Annotated in this window: 18 protein-coding genes; 10 read left to right on the top strand and 8 right to left on the bottom strand. The window is 35.7% G+C overall.

The features are described 5' to 3' along the window. Positions 1–8 precede the first annotated feature (8 nt). From rpsG to L2586_RS06485, 3 genes are all read right to left on the bottom strand, one after another. Positions 9–476, bottom strand: coding sequence for a 30S ribosomal protein S7 (rpsG, locus tag L2586_RS06475; protein WP_235291983.1), 468 nt, complete (start codon positions 474–476; stop codon positions 9–11). Between the two features lie 6 nt (positions 477–482). After that, complete coding sequence (rpsL, locus tag L2586_RS06480; RefSeq protein WP_235291984.1) at positions 483–857, bottom strand: 30S ribosomal protein S12; 375 nt, start codon at positions 855–857, stop codon at positions 483–485. Between the two features lie 476 nt (positions 858–1,333). After that, on the bottom strand, positions 1,334–1,951 hold the full coding sequence (locus L2586_RS06485) for an RNA polymerase sigma factor (RefSeq protein ID WP_235291985.1): 618 nt from the start codon (positions 1,949–1,951) through the stop codon (positions 1,334–1,336). Between the two features lie 291 nt (positions 1,952–2,242). Here L2586_RS06485 and L2586_RS06490 point away from each other — a divergent pair, with 291 nt between their 5' ends. From L2586_RS06490 to L2586_RS06520, 7 genes are read left to right on the top strand one after another with little or no spacing between them, the layout of a single operon-like run. Beyond that, on the top strand, positions 2,243–3,292 hold the full coding sequence (locus L2586_RS06490; RefSeq protein ID WP_235291986.1) for a FecR family protein: 1,050 nt from the start codon (positions 2,243–2,245) through the stop codon (positions 3,290–3,292). A 24-nt stretch (positions 3,293–3,316) separates the two neighbouring features. Beyond that, complete coding sequence (locus L2586_RS06495) at positions 3,317–6,685, top strand: SusC/RagA family TonB-linked outer membrane protein (RefSeq protein WP_235291987.1); 3,369 nt, start codon at positions 3,317–3,319, stop codon at positions 6,683–6,685. A gap of 3 nt (positions 6,686–6,688) precedes the next feature. Continuing rightward, entirely contained in the window at positions 6,689–8,167 is a 1,479-nt protein-coding gene (locus L2586_RS06500; RefSeq protein ID WP_235291988.1) for a SusD/RagB family nutrient-binding outer membrane lipoprotein, read from the top strand. 12 nt (positions 8,168–8,179) lie between these two features. Further along, positions 8,180–8,968: a hypothetical protein gene (locus L2586_RS06505; protein WP_235291989.1), complete on the top strand. Its 789-nt coding sequence runs from the start codon at positions 8,180–8,182 to the stop codon at positions 8,966–8,968. Positions 8,969–8,973: 5 nt separating this feature from the next. Continuing rightward, positions 8,974–10,569, top strand: a complete 1,596-nt coding sequence (locus L2586_RS06510) for a PKD domain-containing protein (RefSeq protein WP_235291990.1) — start codon at positions 8,974–8,976, stop codon at positions 10,567–10,569. Between the two features lie 40 nt (positions 10,570–10,609). Next, a complete protein-coding gene (locus L2586_RS06515) occupies positions 10,610–13,180 on the top strand; it encodes a family 10 glycosylhydrolase (RefSeq protein WP_235291991.1) in 2,571 nt (856 codons plus the stop codon). A 29-nt stretch (positions 13,181–13,209) separates the two neighbouring features. Next, on the top strand, positions 13,210–13,656 hold the full coding sequence (locus L2586_RS06520) for a GNAT family N-acetyltransferase (RefSeq protein ID WP_235291992.1): 447 nt from the start codon (positions 13,210–13,212) through the stop codon (positions 13,654–13,656). Here the strand turns inward: L2586_RS06520 and L2586_RS06525 are convergent. Both L2586_RS06525 and L2586_RS06530 read right to left on the bottom strand, forming a co-directional pair. After that, positions 13,653–14,636 carry a DUF6695 family protein gene (locus L2586_RS06525; RefSeq protein WP_235291993.1) on the bottom strand — a complete coding sequence of 328 codons (984 nt, stop codon included), beginning with the start codon at positions 14,634–14,636 and terminating at the stop codon, positions 13,653–13,655. The two genes, L2586_RS06520 and L2586_RS06525, sit on opposite strands and share 4 nt — an antisense overlap. Continuing rightward, a complete protein-coding gene (locus tag L2586_RS06530; protein ID WP_235291994.1) occupies positions 14,637–15,617 on the bottom strand; it encodes a polyprenyl synthetase family protein in 981 nt (326 codons plus the stop codon). It abuts the gene before it with no gap. 77 nt (positions 15,618–15,694) lie between these two features. Between L2586_RS06530 and L2586_RS06535 the strand changes: the two genes are divergently transcribed. Next, positions 15,695–17,410: an amidohydrolase gene (locus L2586_RS06535; protein ID WP_235291995.1), complete on the top strand. Its 1,716-nt coding sequence runs from the start codon at positions 15,695–15,697 to the stop codon at positions 17,408–17,410. Between the two features lie 14 nt (positions 17,411–17,424). Here the strand turns inward: L2586_RS06535 and L2586_RS06540 are convergent, their stop codons facing one another. The 3 genes from L2586_RS06540 to L2586_RS06550 are packed head-to-tail and all read right to left on the bottom strand — an operon-like array spanning position 17,425 to position 21,771. Continuing rightward, the gene (locus tag L2586_RS06540) at positions 17,425–20,079 is read right to left on the bottom strand and encodes a MopE-related protein (protein WP_235291996.1); all 2,655 of its coding nucleotides are present in this window, start codon (positions 20,077–20,079) and stop codon (positions 17,425–17,427) included. 53 nt (positions 20,080–20,132) lie between these two features. Then, on the bottom strand, positions 20,133–21,137 hold the full coding sequence (locus L2586_RS06545) for a FecR family protein (protein ID WP_235291997.1): 1,005 nt from the start codon (positions 21,135–21,137) through the stop codon (positions 20,133–20,135). Positions 21,138–21,177: 40 nt separating this feature from the next. Continuing rightward, positions 21,178–21,771: an RNA polymerase sigma-70 factor gene (locus tag L2586_RS06550; RefSeq protein WP_235291998.1), complete on the bottom strand. Its 594-nt coding sequence runs from the start codon at positions 21,769–21,771 to the stop codon at positions 21,178–21,180. A gap of 59 nt (positions 21,772–21,830) precedes the next feature. Between L2586_RS06550 and L2586_RS06555 the strand changes: the two genes are divergently transcribed. Together L2586_RS06555 and L2586_RS06560 are read left to right on the top strand one after the other, a co-directional pair. Further along, positions 21,831–22,187 carry a hypothetical protein gene (locus L2586_RS06555; protein WP_235291999.1) on the top strand — a complete coding sequence of 119 codons (357 nt, stop codon included), beginning with the start codon at positions 21,831–21,833 and terminating at the stop codon, positions 22,185–22,187. 479 nt (positions 22,188–22,666) lie between these two features. After that, positions 22,667–24,067, top strand: coding sequence for an anthranilate synthase component I family protein (locus L2586_RS06560; protein ID WP_235292000.1), 1,401 nt, complete (start codon positions 22,667–22,669; stop codon positions 24,065–24,067). Position 24,068: the final 1 nt, after the last annotated feature.

A 24,068-nucleotide genomic window follows, 5' to 3' on the forward strand; every position in this document is an offset into this window, starting at 1 on the left:
TTTTTTTATTATACTCTAAAGTGTGCGAACGCCCTGTTTGACTCGGCCATTCTATGTGTATCTTCTTTTCTCTTCACAGCAGCGCCCTCGCCTTTACTTGCAGCCATTAATTCATTAGCTAGCTTGTCAGCAATTCCTTTACCGTTTCTTTCTCTTGAAAATCTAATCAACCATTTCATTCCAATCGAAGTTTTTCTCTTAGCAGGAATTTCCGTAGGAATCTGGAAAGTCGCCCCTCCTATTCTTCTACTTCTTACTTCTACTTGAGGAGTAGCATTTACTAATGCTTTCGCCCAAACTTCATGTGGATCTTCACCTGTTTTTTCAGCAATTAAGTCCATTGCTTCATAAAAAACACCTATTGCAACATTCTTTTTACCGGACAACATCAAGTTATTAATAAACTTAGTCACCTCCTGATCTCCAAATCGTGGATCTGGAGCTATTACCCTTAGTTTCGGTCTTCTTTTTCTCATGAAAGATTATTTTTTAGGTCTTTTTGTTCCGTATTTACTTCTACTTTGAAGCCTTCCATTTACACCTGCTGTATCTAATGCTCCACGCACAATTCTATATCGAACCCCTGGGAGATCTTTTACCCTTCCACCTTGTATCAAAACAATACTGTGCTCTTGCAAATTGTGGCCCTCTCCTGGTATGTAAGAAATCACCTCAATTCCGTTAGTTAATCTAACCTTAGCAACTTTTCTTAGTGCAGAGTTAGGTTTCTTAGGCGTAGTTGTATAAACTCTAGTACACACTCCTCTTTTCTGAGGGCATCTATCCAAAGCTCTTGATTTACTTTTCGTAACAACCTTTTTTCTACCCTTTCTTACCAGTTGATTAATAGTAGGCATATATTTAAAACATTTTATTTATGTTAAATCTTTGTAAAACCCTTTGAAAATAAGGTCTTTCGACCCAACTTGAGACACCTATCCTCAAAAGCGAATGCAAATGTACGACTTATTTTCTGTTAAACCAAAAAGGTTTTTCACATTTTCATCAAATCCGTCCAGCAAATTCACACAAAACACCTCTGTGCTTACAATTAAGGACATTAAAATGCCTAATTTTAATATTTATGGGAAGTAATAATGTATTATGCGGAATTTAATTTTGAAAATAAAAATCTATGAAGCCAATCATTCCTACTAAAAAATGCAAAATTACTCTAAATAAAAACTTCAATTATCCGCAACACGGTTTAAATACAAATACATTAGACATTGAAAATTTATCTATATCAAAAAAATCTATATATCTACAATCGGATATAATCCATTCCTAAGACCCAGTAAATTTTGAAGAAAAGATTAGTTCGTATTATATACTATATGAAAAACCAAATCAGGATAACAATACCATTAAATATCATTTCGAAAGAAGATCTAATTTGCTCATTGTGCTCATGGCTTTTTCGCAACTTCTGCGTAGCTCTATAAATCAGATTCCGCACAACCTGCCTATTCATTCCTAGTATCTTCGCAATCTCTACCGATTTCATCCCTTTATAATACTTCAGATAAATTAACTCCCTCTCTTTCGGTCCTAACTCTGAAAGCATTGAATTACAAAACTGAACCAAAGACTTTTTTTCTCCAGCTGCCTGGATCTTATAATAATTGTTTTCAACAATCTGATCCAATTCAACTTTTACATCTTTTGCGGATTCTTTTTCCTGCTCTTTAAAGATGAAATTCCTGAAGCACTTTAATATATAAGCAAGTGTATGATCTTTATTAAGGAAAGGTTCTGGAGAGGAATAAACATTTAATAAAAAACTTTGGATATAATCTTCTAAGTTATGCTCTGGACTTTCGAAATGTGCTCCATATACACGCAGCTCATTGAACATAATTTTGTAAAATTGTTCAAATGCAGCAGCCTGCCCTTTGCTGTGATCTAGCAAAAGTTTCCCTAAAGATGATATTTCTAATTTATTGTCCAACGCCCAATTATATTCGTGTTCAACGTCAAATTATACATCTAATCCTGAGAGAAATACTCAAGACTTGCTATTTAACTTGGGATAAAAGTAACAAATTGATTTTAAGTTTCAAGAAAGTATTCCCGATCATTTAAATAAAATTTAGAATGGTTTTAAAAGAAATTGAAAAAAAATAAAATTCTTAGGTTACAGTTTCACATACATTATACTGTAGAACTTGAAACCAGCAAAAGTAAATAGTTTAACACCACCTAAACACATCATTATTATACAACTAACAAACTAAACAAATTGAAAAACCTAGCAATTCACAATTTTAAACTAAAGGATTTTCTGAGCAATTCTGATTTCAAAGATTTTGTTCTAACTAATAAAAATCCTCAGTTCTGGGAGAATTACATCTCATCGAATCCAGAAAATCTTGACGTTCTCTATAATGCCCGAGAAATCATCGCTGAAATGAATTCTATATATGGTGACTTAGAAAAATCTGATCAAGAGGTAGATCAAAACTGGGATGAATTTAAATTAAAGACTAAAGCTACTCCCATAAAACAACTGCATCGACCTACGAAGAGGTTTCGATTATATAATATCGCTAAAGTCAGTGCTTGCGTTATTATCCTTGCAGCATTTATTACGATTTCTTACCAATTATACACCAATGTAGAGCAAGAAGAAATATCTAATTCCGTAGAATACTATACCGCTTCTGCTGAAATAAAGAATATCACCTTACCTGATTCCACATTGGTCGTACTGAACGGGAATTCTAAATTATTAGTTCATGCAGGGTTTTCTGCAACTCAACAAAGAATTGTAGAGTTAGAAGGTCAAGGCTACTTCGAAGTAACGAAAGCAATAAATACTGATAATCAATTTATTATCAAAACAAATAATTCTAAGGTCACCGTACTTGGAACTAAGTTCGATCTTATTAATACTGCTTCTGGCCTAGAACTATCGCTAGATGAAGGCCATGTAAATCTTGAATATGGCCAAGAAGGTCTAGATAGTAAAAATGTCAACATCCTTCCTGGAGAAGCTGTAAAAATTGATCCTTCTGGTAATATGACACATCAAACAATGAAAAATACTCGGATTAATTCAAGCTGGAAAACTGGATTTTTCGAATACGAATCTCAGCCTTTAAGTAAAATATTCTCTGATGTAGAGCGTCAGTTTAATATAAATTTTGAAAATAAATCGCAGGCTTTACTAGACAAGAAAATAAATGGAGTTATCCCAACATCAAATCTTGAAGAAGCCTTAATCGTACTTGAAATACTAATAGATAAAAAACTTAAATATAAAAATGAATCAACAATCACTATCCAATAAACTCAATATGAAAAATTATTTATTATGATAAAACTTCACATTAAAAGTCGAAGGCTATTATGTCTTTCGCTCAGTTTTTTACTGACTTTTTCGCTCTTAACAGCAAATTCGTCTCTAGACGCTAAGCAAACGCAAGAGACTCAAGTAATTTTGGTTAAAGGACAACCCATGAATAAAGTTGTTAAGCAACTTGAAAATGAGTTTAATATCAGGTTTACTTATGAATCAGCTTTACTTAAGGGAAGGAACCTTAAGAAAGAAATGACAGTAACTGATGCAAATCTAGATATCGCCATTAATGAGATATTCGTAGATAAAAACACATCACTTCGAAAAGTAAGTCAGAAGTTATATGTGATCTCGAAAAATCATTCTGTAGAGAAAATGTCCGAAGTAATTACTGAAGAAAAAACAGTAATCGCGGCTGTCAAACTTGACATAACTGGTAAGGTTTATGACGAAGAAAACATTCCTTTAATTGGTGTAAATGTCTATGAAAAGGGTGTTCCATCGAATGGTGTTACCACAGATCTTGATGGCACTTACGCTATATCTGTAGAAAACGAGGCTGCTATCTTAGTCTTCTCTTACTTGGGTTACCAAACAAAGGAGATGTCTGTAGGAACTCAGAGTATCCTGGACATACAAATGGAAACAAGTTCTTCTGTATTACAAGAAGTAGTTGTAACTGCCATGGGTATAGAAAAGGATGAAAAATTACTTACATCTAATGTTCAGGCGATCCAAGCACAAGATATTGTAAGAGGTGGTCGTGAAGATATTATTGGTGCTTTAGAAGGTAAAGTTTCTGGAGTTCAGATTTCATCTACTTCAGGTGCACCAGGTGCGTCTACTGAAATTATATTAAGAGGTGCAACATCTGTAGATGGAAATAATCAACCTTTATTTGTAGTAGATGGAATTGCGATATCTAATGCGAGTGCTTCTGGAACAATGAACAGAGCATCTGATATTAATCCGAATGATGTGGAATCTATTTCCGTACTGAAAGGTGCTTCTGCAGCTGCTCTTTACGGGATCGATGCTGCCAATGGTGCCATTATAATCACAACAAAAAGTGGTTCTAAAGGTAAAGTTAAGGTAGGATTTAATAGTTACTACGGTTTATCTGAAGTTACAAATCTTCATGAACAACAGAATCACTTTACAACAGGTTATAGTGGAACATTTAATGAAGCAACATTTTCTCACTGGGGACCTCAGTACAGAAAAAGTGATGAAATTTATAATAACGTAGAAGACTTTTTCCAAACAGGAAGTACTTTTAAAGCTGACTTAAACTTAAGTGGTGGAACAGACGCTTTAACATACTATATGTCTGGATCTAATTTGACAGATATAGGTATCGTGCCTAATACAGATTACACGAAAAGATCTGTTCTTATCAAATTAGGTTCTGAGTTATCGGATAAATTTAAAATTGAAACAACTATTAATAGCATCTACACGAATAACAACTACGGTATAGTAGGTGCTTCTGGTGGTTGGTTATCTACAGTGTACGGCTGGCCAAGATGGGACAATATGTCAGAATATCTTAATCCAGATGGTTCTGAAAGAAATCTATATACACCGATTTCAGGTGACCTATCTACTGTTCCAGATAATCCTTGGTGGACAGCATACAATAAGGTAAGGAATGATGAAATGAACAGAGTTCTAGGAAATATTCATTTAACTTATGATGTAACAAACTGGTTCAAGTTAGATTATAGAGTGGGTAGAGATTTCTACAACCAACACTATAAATCAGTTAGTCAGTGGGGTTCATCAGGATCTGCGTATGAAGGTGCAATTACAGAATTCGACAGAAATAGTGTAAAATGGACATCTACCTTATTAGGGATCATGGATTATTCATTTTATGACAACTTCAACTTAAACCTTGTCCTTGGTAATAATATACAATCTGACTTTGCAGAACAAACAATCGTAAGTGGTACGCAATTCAGAAACCCTGATTTACATAGTATCAACAATTTAAAAGATATTCAGAATAGTCAGTATACAGGACGAAGAAGAGTAATAGGTGCTTTCGCAGATGTGAAACTTGACTATATGAGAACGTTAATTCTTGGATTAACCATTAGAAATGACTGGTCTTCTACATTACCGGAGGCGAACAGATCTTTCTTCTATCCATCATATAGTGCTGGATTCATCTTCTCTGAATTACTACCTACTACTGCTCAGAAATACTTATCTTTTGGTAAACTAAGAGCTTCTTACTCTGAAGTTGGTAAAGATGCACCTCCACACAAACTAACACAGGTATTAGAACAATACCTAGGTCCAGATGGTGGATGGAAAAATGGAGCATTTGCTGGAAACCCAGCGCTTAGACCAGAGATAACTAAAGAGTTAGAAGTTGGAGTAGACTTAAGATTCTTCCAGGGACGAATCGGGTTAGATGCAACTTACTACAGTAGAGAAAGTAATGATCAGATCATTACGCCTAGAGTAACTCCAGTTACAGGAGCAATACTACAAACGGTAAATAGTGGTTCTGTAGAAAATAAGGGAATGGAATTTTCATTAAATCTTATTCCGATTGAAAAAGAAGCATTCTCATGGAAAATCTCGATGAACGCATTTGGAAACAGATCTAAGCTTACTAAGTTGTTTGGTGATTTAGTTGAATTTCCAGTAACATATGGTCAAGTTTCTTCTATTGCAATTGCTAGTTCTAGATTAGGTGAGCCTTTATTTAGTATCATCGGAACAGACTACATGAGAACAGACGATGGGCAAGTTATCATAGATGATGAAGGTTACCCTATCGTAGATTCAGAGAAAAAATACATTGGTAACAGAGAACCTAATGTATGGTACGGCTTAGTGAATACATTTACTATCGGACGTGATTTCGAATTCTCTTTCCAATTAGATGGTGCTTTAGGAGCAGATATCCTAAATGCAACAGGTGCTGGTTTAGTACAAAGAGGACTACATACCATGACGGAAGATTACAGAAGAAGTGAATTCATTTTTGATGGTGTAGTAGAAGGAGAAAATGGTGCTTATACACAAAATACAACTCCAGTTCTTCTAGATAGAAACTTCTTTACAGGTACATATGGTGTTGTTGGAAGTAATTTCGTAGAAACTGTAGACTGGTTAAGACTTCGAAATGTAGAGTTATCATACTACCTACCTACTGAATTGTTACAAAAAGTAAACATTAGTGAATTAGCTTTCAATCTTAATTTGTCTAATCTAGCTCTATTTTCTAATTATTCTGGTGGAGATCCTCAAGTTAACAATGCTGGACCTAACGGTGGTGGAGCAAGTGGTGCTGGTACAATGGGAGTAGATTACTACCAAGTACCTGCAAGAAGAGGAGTTTCATTAGGTGTAAATATTAAATTTTAAAACATGAAAAAATTAAATTTATTAGCGATCCTATTCGCAATGATATCAATAATATCATGTGATAATTTCTTAGATATCAATGAATCAGTTGATACTCCAGAAACAACGTCCCCAAATTATCTGCTACCTGCAATTCAGGGAAACATGGCAGCAACACACTATGAACAAGGAGAGACGATATCGTACTTTACACAATATGTAACTACGATTTCTGGAGGATCTACTCAGAAAGATAGATGGGATTATCGTAATACACTTCGAGTTGGTCTTTGGAGAAAGAACTATTTTGATGTTGCAGGAAATGCAGATAAAATGGTTCAAATAGCTGAAGAAGAGGAGTCGAACAATTATGCTGGAGTAGGATTAACCATGAAAGCATTTTCATTTTTGACTACTACAGACATTTTCGGAGATATGCCAGTAGATGATGCATTTTCTGGAATTTACAATCCTTCCTATGATCCACAAGAAATGGTCTATTCAGAGATAGGAAAGTGGTTAGATCAGGCGTTAGTTCATCTTGAAAAGTCAGACGAGACAGATAGAATATTGAATGCTTCTAGTGACCGAATTTATCAAGGAGATTTAAACGCTTGGGTAAGTTTTATTCATGGCATAAAAGCTAGAATGACCTTACATACTGCTAATTTCCAAAATTCATATGATGTCGTATTATCAGAAATAGACCTTGCTTATGAGAACTGGGAAGATCCTACTTATTTATATCCAGAAGATCCTGTTAATGATTGGGAGAGAAATATGTGGGGACCTGCTAAAGCTAGACCACAGTGGGATTTTGTAACGAACTCTTTAAGTTCAAGTGTTTCAACTGATCTTTTCATGAATGCTATGAAATTAGGAGGAGATCTTGATCCAAGATTGACAAAATTAACATCACCCGGAACAAATGGTGAGTACTTCTCTATTCCAGCAAGCAGCGGGCTTAGCGGTTTATCACAGAATGATTTCGCTAACCTGTATGATGGCTATTGGACTAGAGATGATTCACCTATCATCTGGATGACTCAAGAAGAGCTAAACTTTATCGAAGCTGAAGCAGCATTTTACACAAACGATAAAGACAGAGCTTATAATGCATATATAGAAGGTATCAAAAACAACTTTTATAGACTAGAAGTTACTTTAGATACAATAGATCTATATCTGAATTCTGACGCAGTTGCTAAATCTGCAGATGACCTTACCATTTCAGACATTATGATGCAGAAGTTTATTGCCTTGTACTTACAACCTGAAACATGGGTAGATATGAGAAGGTATAAGTACAATCCTGATGTATATGAATCATTATCATATCCTGAAAATGCCTTAGAAATATACAATGGCGAATACATTCAGCGATTACCATATGATCCACAGACAGAATACATTTATAATCCGAACGAGATCGAACGTCTAAATGCAAAAGACCCAATGTGGCTTGTAAATAAAGTTTGGTGGGCTGCAAATTCAACCTTGTAAAAAATAAAAAAAATGAAAAAATTTATAATACTTAGCATTCTTGGAATTATGGCGATGAGCTGTGAAAAGACAGATGTCTTAGGAGAACAAGGAGAGCTAACCGGAAATGATTATCCTTTTTTAACATTATCAAGTATTCCAGATAGTAGACCAGCTGATACCGTAACGATATCTTCTATTTTCTGGGCTGTCAATGATGACATTTCGAAATTATCAGTTACACAATCAGGTTTCAAAGCAACGACCTTTGATCTAGATTGGTCTCTTGATTATAAAATTGATACGTTAGACAAAACCGCAACATTTTCTTACGGAGAAGTACTTGATACCTTATTCTATCCTGATATGGAGTTACTACTTGTAGAGAATAATGGCATTACGCTGGACACTTTTTATAGAACTGAAGAAAATGCATACGTAGTTAGAAAGCCATACATTATTTCTGATGAATATACAGTAAGAGATCTGGAAGATGGTGAAGCAATCGATGGACTATCGGACGATATGATCAGTAGAGCTGTAGCAGACTTAAAGGCTTCTATAGATGCTTATCAATTTATCGCATTAAATCCAACTATAGATAGTGCTTATTTTGAAAAAGATGGAGATGGCAAATTAACTGGTGCGATAAACTCTGACGGTCAGAGTGCACTAGAAGCATTTTTAACGATAGATGTTTTAAAATCATTTTTATCGAAAGCTGAATTAATAGATGAATCAACCCTAACAATAAAATCTGTTGTAACGAATCAAGATGGAATTGAAGTGGAAGATGAATCAACTTTTGACATTTTAAACTAATCAAAATGAAGTACACTAAAAATAATATATTCAATCTTTTTGCTTTGGTTATCCTGATGACGGTTGTCATTATTAGCTGTAGCAAAGAAGAAAATGACTTAACATTCGGTTCGCCTACTACATTTTTCAAGATCGGAAATGAAGATACACTTACAGCTCCGTCTGTAGTTTACTTTAATAATGCATCTAAAAATGTAGATTCATACCAGTGGTCATTTCCTAACGGAAAACTAATCGAAAATAACCAAGTTACAGATCAAGAAGAGTTCATAGGAATAGAGCCAGATGGTGTTTACTATGGTGAACCGGGATCTTATTCTGCTACATTAACTACATCTGCTGATGGAACTGAAAATTCTCAGACCATTAATTTTACTGTTCTTAAGCCGCAGCCGAACATTACTTTCAATGTTCCAGCAATTAAATTTCAAGAGCCTGTAACTTTCTCTACTACGGTATATGCATACCCTGGAAAAGAGAATGATATTACGTACAACTGGGATTTTGGTGACGGGCAGACTTCTACACAGAAAGAGCCAACAGTAACCTTCGAAAAGCCAGGTGTATTTACAGTAACCTTGGTAGTAAATGATACTCAGGAAGAGTTAACAGTGACAAGAGAAATAGAGGTGAAAGGTGAGCTTGCGCCAACTTTATATTTTACGGATGCAGCAACAGACAAGTTGTGGACTAAGAAATTATTCGTAGTGGCGAACTCAGAACCAGAAGTTACTGATTTATCATTAGGCTTCCACCCACTTGGAGTTGCAATTCATGAGAATACAGTTGTAGTGACTGAAGCAGGAGCGAATCTGCAATATGCTGCTTGGGGAACACCTTCAGACGGAAGAATCATTAAGTCTAATTTGCAAGGACAGAACATGAAGGTCATTACGACTACTGATGAAGGTGGTAATGCATATGTAAGAGATCCTTTCTCTTGTGACGTTGATGAAGAAGGAAACCTTTACTGGTTGAATAGATTCGAAGGCATTAGAACATTACCTATTGTTTCTGAAAATGCAGAATATCCTGCTGTATCCATTGCACTTTTAGCTGCCGATATAGGAGAATCATCTACTTATGGATGGACAGATGGTGATGTGAAAATTATAGACGGCGACATCTGGTATAGCAAGCACGGGTCTGGAAAAGGGTTATACGTATATAACAAAGACGGATCTTATAAAACTAAGATAGATGGACTAGCAAGTATTAAAATCAGATCTTTCGATGTTGACCTTGAAAATCTTAAAATTTACTTCGCATTAAATATCGAAAGTGGTGGTTTTACTCCTGGATTATATGTTTCTGACATGAATGGAGAAAATATCACTTTAATAGATGAGTTATCTAACTTCTCCACTGAAGGTGGAGCTGCAGAAAGAACATATATCACCGACATGGTTATGGATACGCAGAATGGATACATCTACTACCCATTCAGAGATGCATCAGATATAGATGATAGCGGTTCTGTAATAGGAGATGGAAGCAGTTCAGGAATCAAGAGATATAAGTTAGATCAAAGCGAAGCACCAGAATTTTATATTCAAGGGTTTATTCCTTACGGAGTTGCTATAGATAAAGAAAACAGATAAAATAATTTAAGTTTTGAAGATAGTATTCATATTCTTTTTTGTGTCAATAATTAATGTGGTAAGCCATGCTCAAATTCCTGGAGAGGAATTTAGAGCATCGTGGCTTACTACAGTTTACAATATTGACTGGCCTTCTACTAAAAATGATGTAGAAGCTCAAAAGCAAGAATTTCAAGCGGTTGTAGAAAGAGCAGTTTCAACGAAGATGAATGCTATCTTACTTCAGATCAGACCGAATGCTGATGCATTATACCAGTCAGCATACGAGCCTTGGTCTGAATGGTTAACAGGTACAAGAGGAAAAGATCCTGGATATGATCCTTTAGCATATGCTATTTCAGAGGCTCATAAACACGGAATCGAATTGCATGCATGGTTAAATCCTTATCGATTCGAAATATCTGCCGGAGATTATGCTGGTCTCCCTGGAGATTATGCTAGCTCTAATCCAGAGTGGATCTTAGATGTAGGAGGAAAAACCTATTTCAATCCTGGATTGCCAGAGGTAACTGATTATATCAAGCATATCGTCGGGGATATCGTTGGCAAGTATGATTTAGATGGCATTTGCTTCGATGATTATTTCTATCCATCGGATATTATTCTTGAAGACCAAGAAGCTTTCACAACTCATGGAAATGGTTTATCCATTCGTGATTTCAGAAGAGCATCTGTAAATCAGATGATTGCTTCTGTTCATGATACGATCAAAACGATTAAACCATATTTAAGATTTGGAGTAAGCCCAGCAGGGATTTATTCTACAGATCCTTCAGCAGCTGCAGCACATAACACGACGTTGCCTGCTGGAATATCAGGTAGAGACAACTACAATGCTATTTACTGTGATCCACTTGCATGGATGGAAAGTGGAAGTGTCGATTATTTATCGCCTCAATTATATTGGCAGATAGGTGGTGGTCAAGACTTCCATACCCTGAATGATTGGTGGGAAGCAGAATGTAACAAGTATGATGTACAATTCTTCCCTTCGCTTGCAACATATCGATTAAGCAATTCGCAGCCACCTTCTAGTAGTGCTGATGGCTGGGAATTAAATGAGATTATAAATCAAATTCAATATCTACGTGCAAACACAAAAGATAATGGAATGATTTTCTTTTCAAATTCAAATTTAGAGGAAGTAGAGATGCTTGCAGAACTACTTTCCATACAAGTATTTAATAACTTATCTATCTGGCCGGAATTTGGTAATTCGCCTTCACCATCGAAACCAAGTGGTCTCAAATTAGATAGATTCGAATTAGATGCGACATCAAGTGTTTTCTGGACATCGGAGAAAGAGGACCGATATCTAATAGAAGGACTTGATGCTAATAATGAAACTACCATTAAGCGTGTTTCATATAGTCAAAATGTCAAACTACCATTTGATACAATAACTGAGCAATTCAAAATCAGCTCAATTAATCAATATGGCAAAATAAATGGAGAATTCAGCCCATTGACAATACCAACAGTTGAAAAACCTGAAATTGTTTCATTTGAGGGAGATGAAGTTTCCAGCTACCAAAAATTAACTTGGAAGTATGCTAAGAATTCATCAGGATATATCGTATCCATTTCTGAAGATGAGACTTTTTCTACAGATTTGTTTAATTCAGGATTAATTCAGGATACCTTTATTATAGTTGAGGATATAATGTTAGAAGGTAACCAAACTTATTTCTGGAGAGTTTTAGCATGTAATGGAAAAGGCTGTGAACCAAGTCAAATAGATGACTTTTTCACAGGCTTTCCTATTGCATCTAGAATTACCTCACCTATAGATGGAGAAATTCACGTTCCACTTCTTGCCGAAATACAGTGGGAAATGCTAGATGAAGCAACATCGTATGATGTCCAGATAGCTACAGATTCTATGTTTAATGCTATTTCACAAGAAGGAAGCATAAATGCTGCTGAACTACCATATGTATCGGATCAACTCAATAAATGGACGGATTACTATGTCAGAGTTCGTGGACTTAATGAGGCTGGGAAAGGTCAATGGTCAGACGGCTCAGGCTTTAAAACCACTACGGACATTCCTGATGCTCCTATGTTTGTTACACCGCAAGACATGGCAGAGTTTGGAGAAGATGAAGTTGAAATATCATGGACCAAATCTGATTTGGCTTCAGGATATAAGTTAAACATCGCAATGGACGAAGCATTTGAGCAAGTTGTGCTCGATTCTGCTTTTTCTCAGTACAAAAGAAATTACACATTTGATTTCCCTGATAAGGGAGCCTATTATGTAAGAGTATGTTCTGAATACGTGGGTGGATGTGGCGACTGGAGCAATACACTGCAGTTTTCTAGTATCACATCTTCTGTATTCAATTCATCATTTCCAGATTTGAAAATCTATCCAAATCCAGTTGACGACCATATTTTCATAAAGAACTTAATTGGTCACGTTGAAAATAGCGGATACTCGATTGCTATCATGAATACCATAGGCCAGAAGGTGATGGAAAAATCTATATCATCTGCACAAGACACGTTATTTATCAATGTGCATCATTTGAATAACGGAATTTATTTCCTTAGGTTAGTGGATCAGAATGGAAATATCAAAGCAATAGGTAAGTTTTCTAAGCTTTGATAAAACACTAATCAACTCATATTTGATAAATGTCAGAGATTATATACAGAAGTGCTCAAAGTGGAGATATAGAAGGAATTCACAATTTGGTTTTAGAGTTAGCTATTTTCGAAAAGGAGCCTGACGCTGTAACCGTCGATGTTGCATACTATAAAAAATGCTTTGAAGAAGGCACATTCCAGGCCATCGTTGCAGATAAAGACGGCAGTATTGTAGGGATGACATTATTCTACATGAGCTTTTCTACATGGAAAGGTAAAATGATGTATCTAGAAGACTTTGTAGTCCATCCAGATTATAGAAACATGGGTATCGGAAAAAAGTTATGGGATGCATGGATTCAAGAATCCAAAAATCAAGGCGCTAAAATGGTAAAATGGCAAGTACTGGACTGGAATACTAATGCAACTAGATTCTACGAAAGAGAAGGTGCAACCATCGAAAAACAATGGTGGAATGGCAAAATAATCTTCTAAGCCAGCTCCTTATAATTGTAATTGTACAACTTAAAAATAATTCCATCTTGCTTTGCTGTACACCATAAGGCATTACAATCATGTATTAATTCAAATGGCTTTTCAATATCGAAGTGCTCGCTTTCTGAGTAAAACTCTTCTTCGAATATTTTGCGACCATCTGGAAATCTTCTTTCGAATATGTATTTTCCATTTGGCTTAGATAGCTTGAACCAGCCACTCGCCCCTACTCCATCTAGCCAGTGATGGCTATCATCAAGATCCACTTTCTTAAATGTGGTAATATCATTTGGATCAGGTTTCAAAAACAAATGCTTGATAACAGACGTGAATTTAGAGCCCTCGTAATGTTCTAAATTTCCATCTAATACACTATATACCCTCTTTTGGTCTGTGCCATTAAATACGATCCCTAAAGGAGATGGTGTCACTTGGTTCCACAATTTCAATTTCGCTCTTCTTCTTTTAGAGCGAATTCCAGCCTTAAAGGTATCATAAACGAACCGTGCACAATTAGATGCATCTTTCTTAAATGGATCGTAAATAACTGATCCTTTTAAATTTATATCCTTAATAAAAGATTTCGCTTTATTATAATCGATATTATAACAGAATGAAGCATACATCTTACCTGCTCCGTGCGTTTTTTCTGGATGAGCTTCTAGATAGAGTAGAATTTCTTCCTCATTCTTTATCTTTCCATCAGCAGTAAATTCTGCTTTGATGTCAATTTTACATTCAGGATCTGTTAAAACTGTTCTCGTTCTTCCTTTACCAAATGGTGTGATATACCTTCCGAAATCCGCATATTCTATCTCTCCTGAATCTCCATGAACAATGGCTAATGCAGCATGTCCAGCGCAAACCATATCATTATTAATCATTCCTATCCATTCCAATGGTTTTTTATACCATGCAGGAATCATAGATACAAATTCCTCCGGAAATGCTAAGGCTATAAGTGCATCAGGCTTATTCATCTAATAGTCTCTATTTACTAATTGCTGTCCTAAATTTCTCAATTCTACCTTCCTTTCATCAGGAATAGATATAGAATCTAAATGGGCATATGACAAATCCAGGTAAGCGTCTCTTAACTGTCTCGCATACTCTTCGACAACTAAACTCTTAAAAAGTTTAATCACCTTATTAATTTTTTCGTTTTCGGTTAATGAAGTTTTATTAGAATAGATCTTTTTTATTTCCTCTTGCCCTTTTGAGTCAGAAAGTTCTATTGCTTTGAGGTAAAGATAAGTTTTTTTATTTTGAACGATATCACCACCTATCTTTTTTCCTACTTTTTCAAACGTTCCAAAGGTATCTAAGAGGTCATCCTGCAATTGAAACGCTATTCCAATATTCTTCCCAAAATTATAAATTTTTTGGCTTTCCTCAGCATTTGCTCCTCCGATTAATGCACCCATCTTTAACGCACCGGCTATTAAAACCCCAGTTTTCAGTACGATCATATTCAAATACTCATCTATCGTAACATCATCAGTCGTCTCAAAGTTCATATCCATTTGCTGACCTTCACACAATTGCGTAGCCAACTCACTAAATATTTTAAAAAGAGCAACTTGCAATTCAGGATCATCGTAATTTCCCAGTAATTTGTATGCCTGAATCAACATCGTGTCTCCAGCTAAAATCGCGATGTTCTGATTATATTTCTTATGAATCGTCATCTCGCCTCTACGCGTTTCTGCCTCATCCATTATATCATCATGAACCAATGTGAAATTATGGAATATTTCTAATGATAATGCCGCATCTAAAGCTTTCTCCGGTGATTCCCCATACATCTCACAAGCCATCATAACCAGAATCGGTCTAATTCTTTTCCCACCTAAATTCATGATATAATTCACTGGCTCATATAAATTCTCAGGTTTTCCAGTGAATGAATTCTGAAGTAAGTATTGGTTAAATTTTTCCTTTAGTTGTTCTGTTGTATGCATATATTCATTTATAATTCCAAAGATAGAAATACAATTCATTTGCAATTGTTCTCAGAAAAATCATTTATATTTCTAAAATGAAAAAATTAACGCTATTTATCCTGCTTATTCTGGCCAATTCATGTGCTGAATCTGAAAAAAAGACGAACTCAAATCCCGATCTGATTATTACAAATGCTAAAATCTGGACGGTAGACAAATCAAACCCTGAATCAGAAGCAATTGCAGTAAAGGACGGTCGAATTGTTGCGCTCGCTTCTACTATCGAAATATTAAAATTAAAAGGACCAGAAACCGATGAAATTGATGCAAAAGGTAATTTTCTAATGCCTGGCTTCATCGAAGGTCATGGTCATTTCTCAGGCTTGGGAAGTAGTTTGCAAAATTTAAACTTTCTGAAGTCGACTTCTTGGGATGAAATTGTGCAAATGGTAGGTGAAAAAGCTAAAACATTAGAAAAGGGAGAATGGGTAGAAGGACGTGGATGGCATCAAGAAAAATGGACAACTAAAGAAGATAATCTTGTGGATGGATACCCAAATCATCAAAAATTAAGTGAAGTCTCTCCTGATAATCCTGTGGTGCTTGTTCACGCAAGTGGACATGGACTATTTGCGAATAAAAAGGCCATGGAAATGGCAGGTATATCTAAAGAAACGACGGACCCTTCGGGTGGCAGAATCGTAAGAGATAAAGAAGGGAATGCAATAGGGATGTTTGAAGAAAGAGCGGCTGGAGCTATAGGTAAAATCTATAGAGAATATTTAGCCACTTTAGATAAAGATAAGCAAATACAGAAATGGCGCGAAGGAATTGAATTAGCAGAAGAAGAATGTTTAAGAAATGGAATTACATCATTCCAAGATGCCGGTTCGAGTTTTGAAGAAATTGCAGCATATACTAAAATGGCAGAAACCGGAGAGCTTGATATCAGATTATGGGCAATGCTACGCCATTCTTCAGAAGAAATGAAAGGGAAAGCTCAGAAAGCAAGAGTGATTAATGCAGGTAATAATTTCTTTACCTGCAGAGCAATAAAGACAGAAGTAGATGGCGCTTTAGGTTCCTACGGAGCCTGGCTTATAGATCCTTATCATGACAAACCTGACTTTCATGGGCAAAATACAACTGAAATCAGTGAAGTGCAAAATATTGCGGACATTGCAGTTGAAAGTAATATGCAACTATGTGTACATGCGATCGGAGATAGAGCTAATAAAGTGGTACTCGATATTATAGAAGCAGAAGAGAAGGAAAAGCCTGAATTAAAAGATGCTCGATGGAGAATTGAACATGCACAACATGTAGATCCTGCAGATATTCCAAGATTCAAAGAACTAGGAGTCATCGCAGCGATGCAAGGAATTCACTGTACTTCTGATGCACTTTTTGCAGAAAATAGACTCGGGGAAAAAAGAGCGCGAGAAGGGGCCTACGCATGGCGTTCATTTCTAGATGCTGGTGTCGTCATTGCTAATGGAACAGATGCCCCCGTAGAAGATGTGAATCCTTTAGAATCTTTCTATGCCTCTGTAACCAGAAAAAGAATTGACAACGGATTTGAGTTTTTCGTAGAACAAGCTATGACTCGTGAAGAAGCTGTTTATTCTTATACTTTAGGAAATGCATATGCGGGATCCGAAGAAGATTTTAAAGGTTCTTTAGAAATCGGCAAGGTTGCTGATATCGTTATCCTTTCAGAAGATCTAATTAATTGTTCCGATGATGCAATTCTAGATACAGAAGTACTTTGGACCATTGTCAATGGTAAAGTCAAATTCAACAAAAGTTAATTCAGCTATAAGTGCTATGGATTTACAAGTTTTTGCCTAAAAATGATCTCGCCATTTTCATTTTCTAATAAAAGTATGTAAAGTCCTGTCGTTAGATTAGTAAGGTTCAGATCTAAATAATGAGTAAAGAAGTCTAACTCTTTACTGAGTACTAACTTACCACTAATATCAAGAACTTTCATGTTTGCTTTGATGTCATCTGGATAGTGGATTACAAAATTAGACGTTCCTAAGTCACTTAGTACAAATGCAAATGCTGATGCATCTCGACCAGAGCAATCTTCATCTATATCATTATCAGGAAAATCTAAAGCATCTGGGTATATAGATCCATCCGCATCATTGCAATCATCACTATTATTCACATAATTACTTGGTGCAGATGCAAGACAAGTATCCAATGGATGAGCAGCATTACCGAATCCATCTTGATCACTGTCTAAATAATACGTATAGATCGTTAGCCCCTCATCTATTTCGCCATTACAATTATTATCTATTCCATCGCAGATTTCTACGCCTTCTGGATTCGTAGCAAAAACTGTATCATCACAATCATCTGCATTTTCAACAAATCCAGGTGGTGGAAGCAATGCGCAAGTATCCATTGTAACATTCATATTTCCATATCCATCTTCGTCTAGATCTTCGTAATAGGTATAAATTTCAAGATCTTCATCTATCTGACCATCACAATTATTATCTATTCCATCACATATTTCTACAGCACCTGGAAAAACACTTCTATCATTATCGTCGCAATCTTCATAATTATAAAAACCATCTTGATCTTCATCGCTATAAAAATAATCCTTAACGAATTCGAAGCTCTCCGTAGCAATCTTCATCCCAATTTTTCTTCCTGGAATATCATCTATTGGTGGGTGAATACCTCCCCATATTCTGGAAAGACTGCACTGATCCGAAGCATCTTGATAAGTCGCCCATTGCAAAACGATTTCGTCAGCAGGGCCATCTTCAAAGACCAAAAATTCATTTCTAGGTGCTACAAATTCTCCTATTCCACCTGGGAAAAAAGCGCTGCCTGTAAATTTTGTAAGCAAATCAGCTGCTGCCCTCGAATAAGTCGAATGACCTGAAACATATCCTGCAAAAGGAGGTGTTACAAATGATGGTCGCTGATATGGCCACCAATCTTTAGCTAATATCCAACCCACATCTGCAAAAGTTGTTTCTGGGTCTGCTATATAATTAGGTCCCTTCCAGGCAAATATTTTTACTTGATTCACATTTTGACTCTGAGATCCAGCTAAAGGATCGCCTTCTTTCACCAACTCAAAGAAACCTTCCTTCAGTGGAAAACCATGAGGATGATAATTAGGAAGATCCATAGAACTAGACTGCCCCTTTTCTGCCATATAACGAATTGCCGAAACTGGACGAATGTAGTCGTAGTAACCTTTTATCCCCCATGCAGAAACAGCACAATCATGCATTGTACCTCCCAGAGCTAAGTAAGATTTAACATCCCATTCTAAATCAGACAACACCTCCCCTTTCCCTTCGAATTTCTTAACGAGTAGTGGGTTATCATTTATAAAATTCAATAACGTAAACCAATGACCTGGCGGAGTTTCAGAATCGGGCCCATCTGCCCAAAATTCTGCTAAGACTCTCGTATAATCAGCCCTACTTACTATATTAGGCTCGTAAGGTAAACCAGTAGTAGGATTTAATGGGTGACCAGTACTTGCATCACCACCTTTATCATAATCATAAAATTGTTTGTATTCATCAAAAGAAGAAGGCAGCTCATCTAGGTTCCCATAACTAGCAGGAGAGATATCGATTAATGTATCATTAGAATGACCTAAGTGTGATGACCAAGCCGCAACTAAAGCAAATCCCCATTTATAAGGATCATTTAACCCTAATCCATCTTGTATAAATGAAGGAGCCGTAGGATCATGATAAACCTTATATTGACCATTATTTCCATCATAAGTGGTTAAAACTTCCTCTTTCATTGCAAAAGGCACCACATTTCCCCATTCTGGACTTAAGAACTCAGGCGTATTTAATGGAATTACATTGCCACTTTGATCTATAAAAACATCTAGCGTTAAGGGTTGCCATTTATTAGGATCACTGATTCCTGAATTTCCTGATAAATCCATAACAAGCGGATCATTTACGGCCTCATAATAATTATTTTCATACTGAAGTGCTTCGTTCGACCCATCTTGTAAACCAAATTTAATGATTTCCGAAGCTATATAATTTCCGAGTGCAGCAGGATTACCACTTTCATAATCTAGTGATGTGTAATTCTTATTGTATCCTAGCAGATTCATGAGCGAATCCGTCTGTGTATAAACTTTCCATGCACCTGGCGAAGTAAGAAATCGATGTCTTAAGATACGATACATCGCAAAACTAATGGCTTCCTTTCTTGCTTCAGTAATATCTTCAGGGATAGGTATACCAGAAAATTTGAACTCGTACTCTCCGACGGTATCACCTAAAAAGTAAGGTTCAGCTATGGAATCATACACTGCCCATGCATCGTACATTGCTCCTGAAGTGTGAAATAAATTCCTTGCATGAACGGTAGGTCTGGCGAAATCTCCTCTAATTCCTTCTAACAATAGCTCATTCCACTCTCGAGCAATTGAATGCTGAGCGTTTCCAGAGGACGTTATTGTCATTAAAAAAAATATGGTTAAAATAAAGTATCTCATGGAAATCAAAGATACTAGAATTATCTCTTTTTAGGAATGATTTCTACGAATTCTATGCAATCGGGACAACCCTTATCTAGATAGACAACTATTGCTTTCTCTTGCATTAACCGAATAATCTGTCGAACTGTTTTACCTTCATAGTCTATATCTAGTTCACTTAGAATATTCTCATTAATTCCTGATCCGAATTTAACACGTCCATTAGAGCTAGTTCGCATATAATCCAAGATCTCTTTCACTAATGGAATTGGTTCTGGTTCAGGTATAGGCTCTGGTTCAGGTTCATTAAGATCAATGAAACCACTACCATCATATTTTATACGATCTCCTTCTTTAAGATTAACAAACTGGCTAGCATCTTCTATAACGAAAAACTTAACTAAGCCTTCTTCGTTCGCCACTTCTGCCTCTACACCTTCACTCTTAATACTAAATATAGTTCCTAAAACCTCGACAGCAGTTTCTTCTGTTTTAACAAAGAACTTCCTATCTGGGTCTTTAGCCACATCAAAGACAACTTCACCAGCTATCTCTGCATTTCTCTCTTTTGCATATTTAAATGACCTAAGTGCTTTAAAGGAAGCTCCTTCTTTTATGCTAACTTTAGAACCATCCTCTAATCTAATCTCCATATCTGAAGGAGCATCCACAATTTCTATATATTCAGATTGCGGCCATAAAAACCAAGTTGCTGCAATTAATACTGCTATAGAGGCCGCTACTGAAAGTCCAGACCTCCATGAATGTCTATTTTCTAAAGTTATAACTTTAGTTTCTTCCTTTTTACTTGTTACTACTTTTAAAGGTGCTGGCGCAACCATTTTCTCAAAAGCAGCCCACTCATCATCAACATCGAAACGGACATAGTCGTTACAGGCGGTAGATTCCTCCCACATTATTTTGGTAAACTCGAATTCTTCCTTGTTCATTGGACTTTCGTCAATCCAAGAATCAATTTTGTTTCGAAGTTCAGGCGATGCATTACCATCTAAATAACTTAATATGTCTTTTTCTTCTATCATTTATTACTTACTATCCTTAAGACGGAGGATTTTCCCTATATCACAATTCTAAAATGTTAAATAATTCGCTTTCCCTTAATTTATCTCTTAATATGGCGAAAGCCTTGGCCATATTGCTTTCTACAGTCCGTTTCGAAATCTCCATATCGTTAGCAATTTCCTCATAGGAGAATCCACGGAATTTATTCAGTTCGAAAATTTGCTTCATTTTCGGCTTCATTCCATCTAATGCTAACACAATCTGTTCTCTGATTACATAAGAGTTCATATCTCTATTTTCAACCTCATCTTCTAAATCATAATCTCTGAAATCATCTTGGAGCTCAAGAGATTTATTAGAATTGGCTCGAATATAGTCTAACGACTTATTCTTAGCGGATTGAAAAAGGTAACTCTTAACTGATGTGGAAATTTCTATAGTATCTTTCTTTTCCCAAATTTTTGCAAATGTAGATTGGACAATATCCTTTGCAATCTCGTAATCCTTCACAAAGCGACTGTATATGAAGTTTACAAGTGGATTAAAGTATTGTTGAAACAATGCTTTGAACGCGTTACTATCTTTGAAAGGCGTTTCCAAATAATTTCTATTGGGTTTTGAATTCCCTTCAAAACTAACTAAAGTAGTTAGCAAAAAGAAATTACTTTGATTTTTATTACATTACTTTGTCATTTATTATATAATTTACTGGTATGAGAAAGTGCCTAGCTTGCGGAGAACAAATCAAAGGAAGGTCTGACAAAAAGTTCTGTGGTGATTACTGCAGGAACGCATTTAACAATCAATTAAATAGAGACCCAAACAACTTTGCTCGTCGAATAAATCATATTCTACGAAAAAACCGCAGAATTCTCGCCTCACTTAATCCACATGGGAAAGCTAAAGTCCACCGCGACAAGTTATTCGAAAATGGTTTTAACTTTACCTACTTCACGAATCAATACATAACGAAGTCTGGAAACAGATACCACTTTGTATATGATTATGGTTACTTAGAACTGGAAAATGATATGTTCGCACTCGTTTTCAAGAGCGAATATGTAAAGTGATCCCGTCCGAAAATACGCTGCCTGTTCAGAGCAAATCAGATGAATTAATGTATGTTTTGTACTTTTCATTAAGCAAATTTTTAAACTCCGATCTGCTCAAATTATTAGATAAAAAAAGGTTATTTGACTCTATTTGCCAAATAACCTTGTTCCGTTCTCATTAAATTCCTAAAAAATCTTAATTATACTTTTTAACCAACCTTAAATTAAACAACCTATTATTTAACCCTTTACATATAATTAAAATTAAATATAAGTTATTTTTATAATATGTTGTATTTATTTTATTAAAAATATTTGTGCTTAATTTGAAAAAGCTCATATATTTGCAATCGATGAAAAGAAATAATTTAAATAATACAAATTGGTGGTGGCACTTCAAGATACTTGATGTGGCCTAACCTATTTTATTATTTTATAAAAATATTAAAGTGACTTGCCACATGGTAAGTCACTTTTTTTTTAAGCAAAATTGAAAAATGAAGCAATTAAAAATAAATGCTATAACTAAGAAACTCTTCGCAGACCTCACCACTCCGGTTCAGATGTTAATGAACTTGAGACGGAAGTATCATAAGGTTTTCTTACTAGAAAGTTCAGAATATAATAAGAAAGAAAATAGCAGATCTTTCTTGTGTTTTGATAGTTTGCTTTCTTTTTCTTGCACTGGGAATGATGTGAAAATTAAGGATTATAGAGGAACATCAGAAAACCTAACCCTTCCCAATGATGAAGTTCTTGATAAACTAAAATCATGTTTTGATATCATCGATTTCAAAGGAGAAAAAGAAGCTGAAGACTATAATGGCTTCTTCGGATATTCTAGTTTTGATGCGGTACAGTATTTTGAGCAAATCACATTTGATGAATCGAAAGATGAAAAATTGATTCCTGCTTTAGCTTACGAATATTTTAGATTCGTTGTGGTTATTAATCACTTTAATGATAGCATGACTATTATAGAGAATGTGCCAGATGGCGAACCTTCTAGAATGCATAAAATTACCGCACTTATTCAGAATAGACAGGCAGGTAGTGGGAACTTCAAGATGGACGGAGATGAATATTGTCCTATTCCACCCGAGGAATTCAAGAAAATGGTGACTCAAGGTAAATATCATTGCCAACGTGGAGATGTCTTCCAAGTCGTCTTTGCGCGAAGATATTATCAGAAATTTAAAGGGGATGACTTAAATGTATATCGCGCATTAAGGTCTATCAATCCATCACCATATTTGTTTTACTTTGATTTCGGTTCTTATCGGATATTTGGTTCTTCACCTGAAACGCACATTACAATTCAGAAAGGAGTTGCTGAAATCCATCCCATTGCTGGAACGTTTAGAAGAACTGGTGACGATGTTAAAGATGCAGCATTAGCAGAAGAACTTTTAAAAGATGAAAAGGAAAATGCAGAACACGTCATGCTTGTGGACCTTGCGCGAAATGACTTGAACAGAAAAGCAGAGAATGTTCATGTCGAAAAATATAAAAACACACAATTCTTTAGTCACGTGATTCATTTAACTTCCATTGTGAAAGGAAATGTTACGGATAAATCTCATCCACTTAATATATATGCTGATAGTTTTCCAGCAGGAACCTTAAGTGGAGCTCCGAAATACAGAGCCTTACAATTAATCAATCAGAATGAGCCACACTCTAGAAGTTTCTATGGTGGAGCGATTGGTTTTCTTGGCCTAAATGGAGATATCAATACAGCCATCATGATTCGTTCATTTCTGAGTAAAGACAATCAACTCATCTTCCAAGCAGGTTGCGGAATAGTTATTGATTCTAATGAAGAAAAAGAACTTCAAGAAGTAGAGAATAAATTAGCCGCTTTAAAAAGTGCATTAACGATTGCAGAAACGATTTAAA

The sequence above is a fragment of the Portibacter lacus genome, assembly GCF_021533215.1.
Lineage (GTDB): Bacteria > Bacteroidota > Bacteroidia > Chitinophagales > Saprospiraceae > Portibacter > Portibacter lacus.

Excerpts from the sequence above, each read along its gene's own strand:
- L2586_RS06505 (WP_235291989.1), top strand. The coding sequence starts at position 8,180 with ATGAAAAAATTTATAATACTTAGCATTCTTGGAATTATGGCGATGAGC.
- L2586_RS06530 (WP_235291994.1), bottom strand. The coding sequence starts at position 15,617 with ATGCATACAACAGAACAACTAAAGGAAAAATTTAACCAATACTTACTT.
- L2586_RS06510 (WP_235291990.1), top strand. The coding sequence starts at position 8,974 with ATGAAGTACACTAAAAATAATATATTCAATCTTTTTGCTTTGGTTATC.
- L2586_RS06495 (WP_235291987.1), top strand. The coding sequence starts at position 3,317 with ATGATAAAACTTCACATTAAAAGTCGAAGGCTATTATGTCTTTCGCTC.
- rpsG (WP_235291983.1), bottom strand. The coding sequence starts at position 476 with ATGAGAAAAAGAAGACCGAAACTAAGGGTAATAGCTCCAGATCCACGA.
- L2586_RS06525 (WP_235291993.1), bottom strand. The coding sequence starts at position 14,636 with ATGAATAAGCCTGATGCACTTATAGCCTTAGCATTTCCGGAGGAATTT.
- rpsL (WP_235291984.1), bottom strand. The coding sequence starts at position 857 with ATGCCTACTATTAATCAACTGGTAAGAAAGGGTAGAAAAAAGGTTGTT.
- L2586_RS06520 (WP_235291992.1), top strand. The coding sequence starts at position 13,210 with ATGTCAGAGATTATATACAGAAGTGCTCAAAGTGGAGATATAGAAGGA.
- L2586_RS06535 (WP_235291995.1), top strand. The coding sequence starts at position 15,695 with ATGAAAAAATTAACGCTATTTATCCTGCTTATTCTGGCCAATTCATGT.
- L2586_RS06540 (WP_235291996.1), bottom strand. The coding sequence starts at position 20,079 with ATGACAATAACGTCCTCTGGAAACGCTCAGCATTCAATTGCTCGAGAG.
- L2586_RS06560 (WP_235292000.1), top strand. The coding sequence starts at position 22,667 with ATGAAGCAATTAAAAATAAATGCTATAACTAAGAAACTCTTCGCAGAC.
- L2586_RS06500 (WP_235291988.1), top strand. The coding sequence starts at position 6,689 with ATGAAAAAATTAAATTTATTAGCGATCCTATTCGCAATGATATCAATA.
- L2586_RS06555 (WP_235291999.1), top strand. The coding sequence starts at position 21,831 with ATGAGAAAGTGCCTAGCTTGCGGAGAACAAATCAAAGGAAGGTCTGAC.
- L2586_RS06545 (WP_235291997.1), bottom strand. The coding sequence starts at position 21,137 with ATGATAGAAGAAAAAGACATATTAAGTTATTTAGATGGTAATGCATCG.